The organism is Pseudomonas emilianonis, from assembly GCF_023072625.1.
GTDB lineage: Bacteria > Pseudomonadota > Gammaproteobacteria > Pseudomonadales > Pseudomonadaceae > Aquipseudomonas > Aquipseudomonas paraveronii.
The window spans coordinates 1-11,911 of record NZ_JAKNRV010000152.1 but is presented as its reverse complement, the minus strand read 5'-3'; the positions used below and the strand labels follow the sequence as shown (position 1 = coordinate 11,911).

Annotated in this window: 11 protein-coding genes and 2 pseudogenes; 11 read left to right on the top strand and 2 right to left on the bottom strand. The window is 61.1% G+C overall.

The genetic code is table 11. The annotated features are described in order from the left end of the window. Positions 1 to 175: pseudogene (locus tag L9Z73_RS16250) on the bottom strand (polysaccharide deacetylase family protein); the annotation flags it as partial. Further along, positions 175 to 1,167 (bottom strand): annotated as a pseudogene (gene fliF / locus L9Z73_RS16245) (flagellar basal-body MS-ring/collar protein FliF); the annotation flags it as partial. The pseudogenes fliF and L9Z73_RS16250, both read right to left, overlap by 1 nt. A gap of 235 nt (positions 1,168 to 1,402) precedes the next feature. Between fliF and fliE the strand changes: the two are divergent. The 11 genes from fliE to L9Z73_RS16190 form a co-directional block, all read left to right on the top strand. Beyond that, complete coding sequence (fliE, locus tag L9Z73_RS16240; RefSeq protein ID WP_247402843.1) at positions 1,403 to 1,717, top strand: flagellar hook-basal body complex protein FliE; 315 nt, start codon at positions 1,403 to 1,405, stop codon at positions 1,715 to 1,717. Between the two features lie 98 nt (positions 1,718 to 1,815). Beyond that, a complete protein-coding gene (fliD, locus tag L9Z73_RS16235; RefSeq protein WP_247402840.1) occupies positions 1,816 to 3,222 on the top strand; it encodes a flagellar filament capping protein FliD in 1,407 nt (468 codons plus the stop codon). Positions 3,223 to 3,245: 23 nt separating this feature from the next. Continuing rightward, a complete protein-coding gene (gene fliS / locus L9Z73_RS16230) occupies positions 3,246 to 3,647 on the top strand; it encodes a flagellar export chaperone FliS (protein ID WP_247402835.1) in 402 nt (133 codons plus the stop codon). 2 nt (positions 3,648 to 3,649) lie between these two features. Further along, on the top strand, positions 3,650 to 4,021 hold the full coding sequence (fliT, locus tag L9Z73_RS16225) for a flagellar protein FliT (RefSeq protein WP_247402832.1): 372 nt from the start codon (positions 3,650 to 3,652) through the stop codon (positions 4,019 to 4,021). A 330-nt stretch (positions 4,022 to 4,351) separates the two neighbouring features. Further along, the gene (flhD, locus tag L9Z73_RS16220) at positions 4,352 to 4,687 is read left to right on the top strand and encodes a flagellar transcriptional regulator FlhD (RefSeq protein ID WP_247402829.1); all 336 of its coding nucleotides are present in this window, start codon (positions 4,352 to 4,354) and stop codon (positions 4,685 to 4,687) included. 3 nt (positions 4,688 to 4,690) lie between these two features. Beyond that, positions 4,691 to 5,242 (top strand): flagellar transcriptional regulator FlhC, encoded by a 552-nt coding sequence (gene flhC, locus L9Z73_RS16215; RefSeq protein ID WP_247402826.1) that lies wholly within the window; start codon positions 4,691 to 4,693, stop codon positions 5,240 to 5,242. Positions 5,243 to 5,650: 408 nt separating this feature from the next. Next, entirely contained in the window at positions 5,651 to 6,523 is an 873-nt protein-coding gene (motA, locus tag L9Z73_RS16210) for a flagellar motor stator protein MotA (RefSeq protein WP_247402823.1), read from the top strand. Between the two features lie 2 nt (positions 6,524 to 6,525). Then, on the top strand, positions 6,526 to 7,380 hold the full coding sequence (motB, locus tag L9Z73_RS16205; protein ID WP_247402819.1) for a flagellar motor protein MotB: 855 nt from the start codon (positions 6,526 to 6,528) through the stop codon (positions 7,378 to 7,380). Between the two features lie 102 nt (positions 7,381 to 7,482). Continuing rightward, positions 7,483 to 8,652, top strand: coding sequence for a flagellar biosynthesis protein FlhB (gene flhB / locus L9Z73_RS16200; protein ID WP_247402816.1), 1,170 nt, complete (start codon positions 7,483 to 7,485; stop codon positions 8,650 to 8,652). After that, positions 8,649 to 10,745, top strand: coding sequence for a flagellar biosynthesis protein FlhA (flhA, locus tag L9Z73_RS16195; protein ID WP_373423736.1), 2,097 nt, complete (start codon positions 8,649 to 8,651; stop codon positions 10,743 to 10,745). Before flhB ends, flhA begins: the two co-directional genes overlap by 4 nt. Next, the coding region (locus L9Z73_RS16190) for a flagellar biosynthesis protein FlhF (protein ID WP_247402810.1) at positions 10,742 to 11,911 on the top strand (1,170 nt) is incomplete at its 3' end. The genes flhA and L9Z73_RS16190, both read left to right, overlap by 4 nt.

Sequence of the window (11,911 nt, the reverse complement as noted above, 5' to 3'; positions counted from 1 at the left end):
GTTTGAGCGCCGCTTCATCCAGGGCTTCGCTGGCGATCAGGCTGTGGGCGAACATCAGGATTTCGGCGCGCGAGGCCACGTCGAACAGCGCAGGGCTGCTGAGTTCTTCCGGCCAGACGCCACGATCATTGCCAGTACGATCCAGAATGCCCGCGATGCGTCCAACTGCCACCACAGCAGGCCGATCAGCACGGCGGCGATCAGCGAGCACAGCAGGAACCACTGCGCGGCGCGATCGGCGATTTGCGCCAGGCGCGGTTTTGCCGCTTCATTGCTGTCCTGGTTGGGCGCGTAGCGTTCGGCGGTGCTTTCACGGGTGGAGAAATCCACTTGGGCGACGACCTGGGCATGCACGTTCTGGCTGCCGAGCAGCGGCGTGAGGATGTCTTCGATACGCCGCTGATAGGAGCGCTCGATCTCATGCACATAGTCCAGTTGCGTGCCGTCGGGTCCGGTTGTATCGCCGCGCACCTGGGACAGCAGACGCCCGTTCTGGTCAACCACCGTCACCGCATCGACACTCAGCTCCGGCACGCTGGAAGTGACCAGGTGCACAATCGCGCTGGCCTGGCTTTGCCCCAACTCACGGCCGGGTTGCAGGGTCAGCACCACCGAGGCGCGCGCAGCCTCGCGGTCGCGAACAAATACCGATTGCTTGGCCATCACCAGATGCACCCGCGCCTTGGCCACCGGTCCCAGGGACTCGATGGTGCGCGCCAGTTCGCCTTCGAGGCCGCGCTGGTAGTTAAGGTGTTCGGCAAACTGGCTGACGCCGAAGGCCTGCTTGTCGAGCAATTCGAAGCCGACGCTGCCGCCCTTGGGCAAGCCCTGCTCGGCCAGTTGCAGGCGCAGGGCGTTCATCTTGTCGCCGGGCACGAGGATGGTGTTGCCGCCTTCGCTCAGGCGGTAAGGAATCGCACGCCTGTCCAGCTCACCGATGATTTGTCCGCCATCCGCTTCGCCAAGCCCGGAAAACAACACGCGATATTCCGGCTCGCGCGCCCACAGCAGCAGCGCCACCACAACGGCAACAGCGGCAGCGGCGGCCAGCAGCAGAGGCAACAAGGGCTGGTTGCGAAACAGCGTGGTCAATGCCTCCAGCGGCCGGGTTGGCGCACGGGTCGCCAGATTCTTTTGCGCGCCTTTGGCCAGGACTGCGGTACTCACGAACACCTCGATAGCGAGGGTAGGGCCTGTACGAAAGACATTGCAGAGTCCGGTAACAGTAGTAGTCGATCAGCCGCCCCTAGCAGAGAGGGATGGCTGGCAGGACTTCATTCTGGCGAAAATGCCAAAAGCTAAACGCCGGAAAAGCCACCGCTTTTGTGCTCAATTGGACGAATGTGCAGGTCGCCAGGCTTGCTAATCTGCTGGCCTGATCGCTTCCCATGGAACCTGCAGCATGAATTCGTCTGCGCTGACCAATGCCCTACAACAACTGTCGCTGCTGGCCGAACAGGCCGAAGGCACCGGCACGCAACGTTTCGCCCCCGCCACGGGGTTTGCCGGCGAGTTGCAGTCGTCATTGCAGCGCATCAACCAGTTGCAACAGACCGCCACCCGCCAGTCCAACGCCTTCCAGGCCGGCAGTGAGTCGGTGTCGCTGAGCGATGTGATGGCCGATTCGCAAAAGGCCAGCGTGGCCTTCCAGATGGGCGTACAGGTGCGCAACCGCCTGCTCAGTGCCTATAAAGACGTGATGGCCATGCAGGTGTAAAAACTTCGGCGCTTGCCTAAAGACGGGGCAGCCGTTTGCCGATGTTGGGTTCAACCGCACCCCATCGAGTGTGAACACAAACCAGGACAGGCATTCACATGGCAACCACGACTTCCACCACCTCGACTGCAACCATCACTTCCCTGGGGGTCGGCTCCGGGCTGGACCTGGACAGCATCCTGACCAGCCTGGAGGAGTCCAAGGAAGCCAGCCTGCTGACGCCCATCACCAACCAGGAAACCTCGGTCAATGCGGAAATATCCGCCTACGGCACCCTCACCAGCGCCCTGACCGAACTGCAAACGGCGGCAGAAGCCCTGGCCGATTCAAGCCTGTACGAGTCGCTGACCACCAGCCTGTCCGGCAGCGGTGTCACCGCAGCCACCACCAGCGAAGCCGAAGCCGGCACCTACACACTGCAAGTGACCCAACTGGCCCAGGCCCAAAGCCTGAGCACCGACGGCGTCGCCAGCAAAACCACTGCCCTGGGCACCGGGACCCTGACCCTGCAAGTGGGCACGGCGGACGCGGTGTCGATCACCTTGGACAGCAGCAACAACACGCTTGAAGGCATTCGCACCGCCATCAACGCCTCTGGGGCCGGCGTGACCGCCTCGATCGTCAACGATGGCAGCGACACGCCGTACCGCCTGGTGCTGACCTCTGACAGCACCGGCACCGAATCGGACATGACCGTAACCTATACCGGCACCGACAGCACCGACGAGGCCTCCAGCCTGTTCGGCTACGATGGCAGCAGCGGCAACATGACCCAGACCGTGGAAGCGCTGGACGCCGAGCTGACCCTCAACGGCATCTCGATCACCAGCCAAAGCAACACCGTGGAAGACGCCGTGCAGGGCGTCACGCTGAACCTGTCTGCTGTCGGCAGCTCGCAAACCCTGACGATTTCCCAGGACACCGACACGATCTACGACGCCATCTCCGCGTTCGTCACCGCCTACAACAGTTATGTCTCCAGCGTGGACACCCTCACCGCCTACGACGCGGATGCCGACACCGCGGGCGAATTGATGGGGGACTCAACCACCCGACGCATCAGCACGGAATTGAGCAGCGACCTGTACACCGCCATCGGCAGCGGCACCTTCAGTTACCTTTCGCAACTGGGCATTTCCCTGGAGGTCGATGGCACTCTGCTGGTTGACGAAGACACCCTGACCAGCGCCATCACCGACAACATCGACGCCGTGTCGGAGTTCTTTATCGGTACCGACGGCACCTCCGGCTTCATTGGCCAAATGACGGACGACCTCGACAACTACCTGGACGAAGACAGCGGCCTGATCGTCGCCAGGACCGACAGCCTGGAATCCAAACTGGTGCAACTTGAAGAGCGCTATGTCGAAAAGCAGGCGCTGATCGACTCCGAGATGGCGCGCTGGACCGACGAGTTCACCCAACTCGACACCTTGATCTCGTCGCTCAACTCCACGTCCGATTACCTGACGACCCAGTTCGATGCGCTTAACAGCGACGATTGACGACCACACCCGGAGCAAATCAGATGAGTTCCCTTCGAGACGCGAATGCCTACGCCAGGGTGGGCGTGGAAAGCGGCATTTTGGCGGCCTCCCCTCACCAAAGAATCGTGATGCTCTTCGACAGCTACCAGGCGTCGATTCGTATCGCGCGCCTGCATATGCAGGCCGGCCATATCGCCGAAAAAGGCAAGGCCATCACCAAGGCAATCAATATCGTCAGCCAGGGTTTACGCGCCTCGCTGGACCTTGAGCAAGGAGGTGACATCGCTGTGCAACTCGACCAACTCTACGACTACGTGGTTCGTGTGCTGCTTCACGCAAACCTGAACAATGATGACACCGCACTGACCACGGCCGCGACGTTACTGGAAAACGTCGCCGCCGCCTGGCTGGCCATTGGTTCGCACATCGAGGAAGAGCGGTAGACATGATGCAAGCACAACTGATCGCCGCTTACGAACAACTGCTCGAACAATCCCAACGCCTGCTCGAATACGCCAAAAAAGCCGATTGGGATGGCATCTTCGCATTGAAGTCCCAGGGGCTGATCGACGCTGCTTACTTACGCCGCGCGCAGGACCAAGTTGATCTTGATGCGAGTGGTCAGCAATACAAGCTTGAACTACTCAGCCAGATCCTGGCGCTGGAAGAACAAGTAAATTGGTTTTTGCATACGCGACAAAATGACTTGGGCGAGCTGATGCAGATCAACCGCAAGAAGAGCGATTTGAACACCGCTTACCGAGCCTCATCCAATCAAGTGATACCAATAAGCCATTATTTGTATCGAAAAAAATAACAACCACTTACACGCTGTATCTACGCGAGACACATAATTATGAAACCATCGATTATGCACAGTAAAGTAATGAAAACAGACAAGAAATAACATTCCTCAGTCTGTTATCGTACAAACTACTTGATACTTTAGAAAAAATTAAAAAATTCGGTATTCACGGCCTGTGAGCACATGGCCGGGAGCATGGATAACCGAGTAACGCTACAACCAGGCATTCGTTGTACAACTATAAAAGCCTGACTTTAGTACTTGTCGATTTGCAGCACTGTCTGCCAGAGGTCGCACCATTAGGTGTGCCGAACTGTAGTACCCAACGGGAGGGGTAGAAAGTTGCCAAATACCAACACTGAGCTTGAAGACATCCAGGACCTGAATCTTTCGTATTTATTACTGGCCCAAAACCTATTGCGCAAAGACCGTGAGATCGCGATTTTTCGCCTGAAACTCAGCGAACAAATGGCTGACCTGCTGACCAAACTCAGCAGCAAGCAAATGACCCAACTGGCACGAGTCAACCAGTTGATTTGTCGCCCGGTGTTCGAAGAGACCGACCGCTTGTCCAGAGTGCTGGGTAACGCCCGCGAACTGGGCATGGTGGAAATTCACTCCGCACTGCTAATGGCCGCCGCTGAGCGCACGGGCGATTTGCGCATCGGGGAAGGCTGATCCATGTCAGACAAAAGCCTGGTCACCGAAATGCAGCAAGTGCAACTGGCAATCGAACTGATTGAACTGGGCGCACGACTGCAGGTGCTGGAAACGGAAACGTCGCTGAGCCGAGGTCGATTGATCCGTCTCTACAAGGAAGTGCGCGGCGCCTCACCCCCCAAAGGCATGTTGCCCTTCTCCACCGACTGGTTCGTGACATGGCTGCCGAACATTCACTCGTCGCTGTTCTACGGTATCTATCGCAGCCTGATGGAAATCGGTGGGCACCGCATCGATGCCTTCGTCAAAGCCTATCGCCTGTACCTGGAGCAGGTGGGCGACCAGGAAGGAGAGCTGGTGCTAGGACTTACCCGCGCCTGGACCCTGGTGCGTTTTTTTGAAAGCGACATGCTTGAGCTGATCCGCTGCTCGTGCTGCTCCGGCGAATTCGTTGCTCATTCACACGCACCGGCGCAGCAGTATGTGTGTGGGATTTGCCAGCCGCCTTCGCGGGCGGGCAAGACCCTGAAGCGCAGGGATATCGACGCACAACTGCTGATACGCAAGGCTTAAGTTGAACCGGTCCAAATGTGGGAGGGGACTTGCTCCTGATGAAGGCGTGTCAGTCAGTCATTGTTTGGCTGACCACCCCCATCGGGGGCAAGCCCCCTCCCACATTTGATCCGGTTGTTCTTTAGAGGTACTTGAACAGGGGCCCTGCCCTTCATGCACCACCGGGTCGACAACCTGCCCAGCCCTTGAGCTGTAAACCCAATCCAATGTGGGAGGGGGCTTGCCCCCGATGAGGGAGTGTCAGTCAGTGATTGTTTGGCTGATCCACCCCCATCGGGAGCAAGCCCCCTCCCACATTGGATCTGTGGCGTTTTCAATTTCACCGTCTGCAAAAACCTCCTCAATTCGTCCCTCGTCGTTGCCGATATTCAGCAAGTCATCCATTGCTTGAATCTAAGGAACGACCACGTGCTCATCGTATCCGGGCTTATCGTTGTACTGTTATCGGTGTTCGGTGGCTTTGTCCTGTCCGGTGGCGCCCTTGGCCCGCTGTATCAACCCACCGAGTTGCTGATGATTGCCGGGGCCGGCGTCGGTGCGTTCATTGCCGCCAATAACGGCAAGGCCATCAGGGCCACGCTCAGTGCCGTGTCACGTTTCAAGCGCAGCGCCAAATACGACAAAACCTTGTACCTGGAGTTGATGGCCATGCTCTATGCCTTGCTGAGCAAGGCCCGCCGCGAAGGCATGCTCGCTCTGGAACGAGATATCGAAGAACCCGAGCAAAGCCCTATTTTCTCCCAATACCCACGGCTGGTAGCTGACCCGCTGATCATCCTGTTCATCACCGATTACCTGCGCCTACTGATCAGCAGTGCCATGCAGGCCCATGAACTTGACGAGCTGATGCTGCACGAGATCGAAGGCTTCGAACACGAAGCCCACTTGCCTGCCGATGCCCTCTACAAAGTCAGCGACGCCCTACCGGCCTTCGGCATCGTCGCGGCGGTGATGGGCGTGGTCAAAGCCTTGAGTGCGGTGAACGTCGGGCCGGACTTGATGGGCCAGATGATCGCCCATGCGCTGGTCGGTACGTTCCTGGGTATCTACCTGGCCTATGGGCTGGTCGCACCGCTGGCCAGCCGTATCGACCGGCAGGCCGCCGAGTCCGCCAAGATGCTGCAATGCATCCGCGTGACGCTGCTGGCCAGCGTGCAAGGCATGCCACCGCAGTTGGCCGTGGAGTTCGGCCGCAAGGCGCTGCACACCAGCGAACGCCCTGGCGCCCTCGAACTGGAAACCTATGTGCGGGGTGGCGGCGGCCAACCGGGAGTCGACTGAGCATGAGCGATCGACCGATCATCATCCGGCGCAAAAAAGCCGCACGGCACGCCCACCATGGCGGCGCCTGGAAGATTGCTTTCGCCGACTTCATGACCGCCCTGATGGCGCTGTTCCTGGTGCTGTGGGTGCTGTCCAACGCCAACAAAAACGACAAGGACGCAATTGCCGAGTACTTCAGCACGCCGCTGCTGGTGGCCATGAGCAAAGGCGATCGCAGCACCTCCAGCACCAGCGCGATCCCCGGCGGCGGGCCTGACCAGCGCTTCTCCGAAGGCGAGCGCGCGCGCCAGACCACACGCCCTTCGCGTCTTTCCGGGGATGAACGGCGTCACTTGGAAGCCCTCAAGCAGCGCCTGGATAGTGCAGTGGATCACGACCCGCAATTGCGCGAACTCAAGCAGCAGATCGCAATAGAACTGAGCCCCGAAGGTCTGCGCGTGCAGTTGCTGGATACCGACAAACGCCCGATGTTCGAGCTGGGCAGTGCCAACGTCGCGCCGTACCTGAGCAAGCTGCTCAAGACGTTCGCCCCGGTGCTCAACGAGTTGCCCAACCGCATTCAGATCAGCGGGCATACCGATAGCCACCCCTACCCTGGCGGCGATGCCGGCTACAACAATTGGGACCTGTCCGCCGACCGCGCCAAGGCCTCGCGCCAGGAACTGGTGAGCGGCGGCCTGGACTCCAACAAGCTGCTGCGCGTTTCCGGCATGGCCGACCGCATCCGCTTCCACGGCGCAGGCCCTTATGACGCCGCCAATCGCCGCATCGAAATCACCGTACTCGACAACCGTGTGGCCGAACGCATTCTGTCCCAGGATGAATACGGTCCGGCGGAACCATCCGCCCATTAGCGCGCGATTGTGCCGGGTGTTCGTGCGATCGGCGGCCGAGGCGCCTGCGCACAATAGCGGCTTTGACAGGTCGCGCGGGTTGCCGCAGGCGCCCGGAGAGCCATGGCCGAGACCAGCAGAGAAGACAAGACCGAAGCGGCAACGCCGCGACGGATCGAAAAGGCCCGCGAAGAAGGCCAGGTTGCACGTTCCCGTGAAATGAACACCTTTGTCATGCTGCTGGCCGGCATTGGCGGGCTGTGGCTGATGGGCGGCACCCTCTATGACAACCTTGGCCAGGTGATGGAACAGGCGTTGCTGTTCGACCGCGCGCAGCTGTTCGACACCGCGCGCATGCTCAGTACGCTGTGGACATTGAGCCAGATCGCGCTGCTGACATTGGCCCCGTTCTTCGCCCTGACGACCTTCGCCGCGCTCGCCGCGCCGGCCCTGCTGGGTGGGCTGGTGATCACCCTGAAGGCCGTGCGCCCGCAGTTTTCCCGGGTCAACCCCATGAGCGGGCTGGCGCGCTTGTTCTCAGTGCAGGTGCTGGTGGAGTTGGCGAAGGCCATCGCCAAGGCCAGCCTGATCGGCACGGTGATCTACTTCTTTCTGCGCAGCCACATCGAGCAGTTGCTCAACTTGCCGCACATGCCCGCGCCAAAAGCCCTGGCCACCCTGCTGAGCCTGACCGCCAGCGCCTGCACGATGTGTGTCGCGGCACTGATTATCGTGGTGGGCATGGACGTGCCTTACCAATTATGGACTTACGCCAAGAACCTGCGCATGTCCAAGGAAGAGCAGCGCCAGGAACACAAGAACGCCGACGGCGACCCGCATATCAAGGCGAGGATTCGCCAGATGCAACAGGCCCGCGCGCGGCGCCGCATGATGAGCAAGGTGCCCAAGGCCGACGTGATCGTCACCAACCCCAGCCACTTCGCAGTGGCCTTGTCGTACCAGAAAGAAAAGAACGGCGCTCCGCGCGTGGTAGCCAAGGGCGCGGATGACGTGGCGCTGCGCATTCGCGAGATCGCCGCAGAACATCATCTGCCGATGCTGGAAGCACCGCCGCTGGCGCGGGCCCTGTATTTCCACGTCGACCTGGATCGCGAAATTCCCATCGAGCTGTACACCGTGGTCGCTGAAGTGGTGGCCTGGGCCATTCGCCTCAAGCGTGTCAGCGAACACGGCGGCGACCTGCCGCCGACCCCGGTGAACCTGACTGTACCGCCAGGCATGGACCAGCGTGGTCCGCGTACCCCGACACCTGAGGATGACCCGAACGCATGAAAGGCATGACCGATTTATTCGGCCCCGACTCCTGGCTGGCCACCACCGACCTCAAGATCATGACCGGCCCGGTGCTGATCGTGCTCATCCTGTCGATGATGATCCTGCCGCTGCCCACGTTCATCCTCGACCTGCTGTTCACCTTCAATATCGCCCTGGCGATCATGGTGCTGATGGTCAGCATGCTCACGGAAAAGCCCCTGGATTTCTCGGCGTTTCCCTCGGTGCTGCTGTTCACCACCTTGCTGCGCCTGTCGCTGAACGTGGCGTCCACGCGGGTGATTCTGATGGAAGGCCACACCGGCCCCGACGCGGCCGGCAAGGTGATCGAGGCCTTCGGCGAGTTCCTGGTGGGCGGCAACTTCGCCGTGGGCCTGGCGCTGTTCCTGATCCTGGTGACCATCAACTTCATGGTGATCACCAAGGGTGCCGGGCGTATCGCCGAAGTCGGCGCGCGCTTCACCCTCGACTCGATGCCCGGTAAGCAGATGGCGATCGACGCCGACCTCAACGCCGGCTTGATCGGCGAACCGCAAGCCCGCCAGCGGCGCAAGGAAGTCGCTCAGGAAGCTGACTTCTTCGGTTCCATGGACGGCGCCAGCAAGTTCGTGCGCGGTGACGCCGTGGCCGGGCTGGTGATCATGGGCGTGTGCATCATCGGTGGCCTGGCCATCGGTATCCTGCAGCACGGCATGGCCTTCTCCGATGCCGCCCACACCTACACCATGCTGACCATCGGCGACGGGCTGGTGGCGCAGATTCCCGGCCTGGTGATTTCGATTGCCGCCGGTGTCACGGTGTCGCGCGTGAACACTGAACAGGACGTTGGCCAACAGATGATGGGCCAACTGTTCAGCCGCCCGAAAGTGCTGATGATGACCGCCGGCGTGATGGGCCTGCTCGGGCTGGTACCGGGCATGCCCAACTTGGTGTTCCTGATTCTTACCGGGCTACTGGCCGGGCTGGGCTGGTGGTTCTCCAAACAGGAGGAACTGGCCCCGGAAGGCTCCCCGGTGCAGACCCTGCTGCCCAAATCGGCCTCGCAAAGCAGCGAAGCCTCCTGGGACGATGTGCAGTTGGTCGACACCCTGAGCCTGCGCGTCGGCCATCGCCTGATCCAGTTGGTGGATGCGCGCCAGCAAGGCGAGCTGATCACCCGGATCAAAAGCCTGCGCAAAAAATTCGCCCAGGACGTGGGCTTTTTGCCGCCGGTGGTGCATGTACGCGACAAGTTGGAACTGGCCGCCAACACTTACATCATCAGCCTCAAGGGCGTGGAAATCGGCCGCGGCGAAGTGTTCCCCGGCAAGTGGCTGGCGATCAACCCCGGCAAGGTCACCCATGAGCTGGAAGGCACGCCGGCGGTGGACCCGGCGTTCGGGCTGCCGGCGATCTGGATCGAATCGAACCTGCGCGAGCACGGGCAGATCTATGGCTACACCGTGGTCGACGCCAGCACCGTGACCGCCACCCACCTCAACCACCTGCTGCATCAGCACGCCAAGGACATGCTTGGCCGTGGCGAAGTGCAGAAGCTGCTGGACAAGCTCGGCCCCGACAGCAAAGGCCTGGTCGACGAAGTGGTGCCCAAGCTGGTGTCGCTGACGGTGTTGCAGCGCGTGCTGCAGAACCTGCTCGAAGAAAACGTCTCGATCCGCGACATGCGCACCATCCTCGATGCCCTGGCTGAACACGGTGGCGTACAACAACCGCCGGATGTGCAGGAGCTGACGGCGGTAGTGCGCGTGGCCCTGGGACGCTCCATCGTCAATCAGCTGTTTGGCAACAAAACCGAACTGAAAGTGATCGGCCTCGACTTCAACCTGGAGCAGGTCTTGATGCAGGCGGTGGGCAATGGCGGCGCGCTGGAGCCGAGCCTGGCGGACAACCTGATGCAGCAGACCACCTTGACCCTCAAGCGTCAGGAAAACAGTAGCGAGCCGCCGGTGCTGGTGGTGCCCAACAAGCTGCGTCCGGTGCTGTCGCGCTTCCTGCGGCGGCGCCTGCGCCAGCTCACGGTGATTGCCCTGAGCGAAATACCCGACGACCGCACCCTGCGCATGACTAACGTGATCGGAGGCAAACCCAAGTGAGCACTCAACGATTTATCGGCGCCAACAGCCGCGAAGCCATGAACCAGGTACGCCTGGCCCTGGGTGAAGACGCGTTGATCCTGTCGAGCCGCATGACCGATGCCGGCGTGGAAATCCTGGCGCTGGCCGAAGAGCTGCCCGCGCCGGCCTCTGCGGATTTCGCCGCGTTGAGTGAACGCCTGCTGAGTGAAATTCAGGCTATGCGCCAGTTGATCGATAGCCGGGGGAAACCCTCGCCCTTGCTCAAATGGCTGCTCGACGCCGGCTTCAGCGCCAGCCTCAGCCAGGAGTTGCTGGGCCACAGCCCGCCGCCGTTGCCCGATGCCACACCGGCACGGCTCAAGACCTGGCTGATGCAACGGCTGGACAGCCAACTGAACCAACTGGCCGATGAAGCCGAGTTATTCAACGAGCCCACCGTGATTGCCCTGGTCGGCCCCACCGGCGTGGGCAAGACCACCACCACCGCCAAGCTGGCGGCGCGTTATGTCATGCGCCATGGCCCAGGCCAGGTGGCACTGGTCAGCACCGACAGTTTTCGGATCGGTGCCCACGAACAACTGCGCATTTATGCGCAACTGCTGGGGGTCGAGTTGCACACCCTGGAGCCTGATGCGCCGCTTGGCCCGCTGCTGGGCGGGCTGGCCGACAAGCGCCTGGTGCTCATCGACACCGTCGGCATGAGCCAGCGCGACGCACGCCTGGTGACGCAAATCCATCAACTGGGCGGCAGTGGTCGCGCGGTGCGCCTGATGCTGGTGCTCAACGCCGCCAGCCATGGCGATACCCTCGATGAAGTGCTGCACACCTACCGCGAAGCCGCGCACGCCGCCGGTTGCCGCCTGGACGACTGCATCGTCAGCAAGTGCGATGAGGCTGCGCGGCTTGGACCGGTACTGGATACGTTGATTCGACACGACTTGCGGCTGAACTATTTGTCGACGGGCCAGCAAGTGCCGGAAGACCTGCAATTGCCCGGCACGTCGAACTTTTTGCAGCAAGCGCTGGATACGTCCCGGCCTTCGCGGTTTGCCTCAGCCCCCGGCACGTCGACGAGCCAACGCTTGAATGCGCTGGTGCGCGGGTTGATGGGGCAGCGCAAGGCGCTGTTGGCGTTGCGCGACAGCCTGATCGCGCACGTCGACGGCTTCGGCCCGTTGCTCGAC

Coding starts and splice junctions, on each gene's coding strand:
- flhB (WP_247402816.1), top strand. CDS start 7,483: ATGGCCGAGACCAGCAGAGAAGACAAGACCGAAGCGGCAACGCCGCGA.
- fliT (WP_247402832.1), top strand. CDS start 3,650: ATGATGCAAGCACAACTGATCGCCGCTTACGAACAACTGCTCGAACAA.
- fliD (WP_247402840.1), top strand. CDS start 1,816: ATGGCAACCACGACTTCCACCACCTCGACTGCAACCATCACTTCCCTG.
- motB (WP_247402819.1), top strand. CDS start 6,526: ATGAGCGATCGACCGATCATCATCCGGCGCAAAAAAGCCGCACGGCAC.
- fliE (WP_247402843.1), top strand. CDS start 1,403: ATGAATTCGTCTGCGCTGACCAATGCCCTACAACAACTGTCGCTGCTG.
- flhA (WP_373423736.1), top strand. CDS start 8,649: ATGAAAGGCATGACCGATTTATTCGGCCCCGACTCCTGGCTGGCCACC.
- flhC (WP_247402826.1), top strand. CDS start 4,691: ATGTCAGACAAAAGCCTGGTCACCGAAATGCAGCAAGTGCAACTGGCA.
- fliS (WP_247402835.1), top strand. CDS start 3,246: ATGAGTTCCCTTCGAGACGCGAATGCCTACGCCAGGGTGGGCGTGGAA.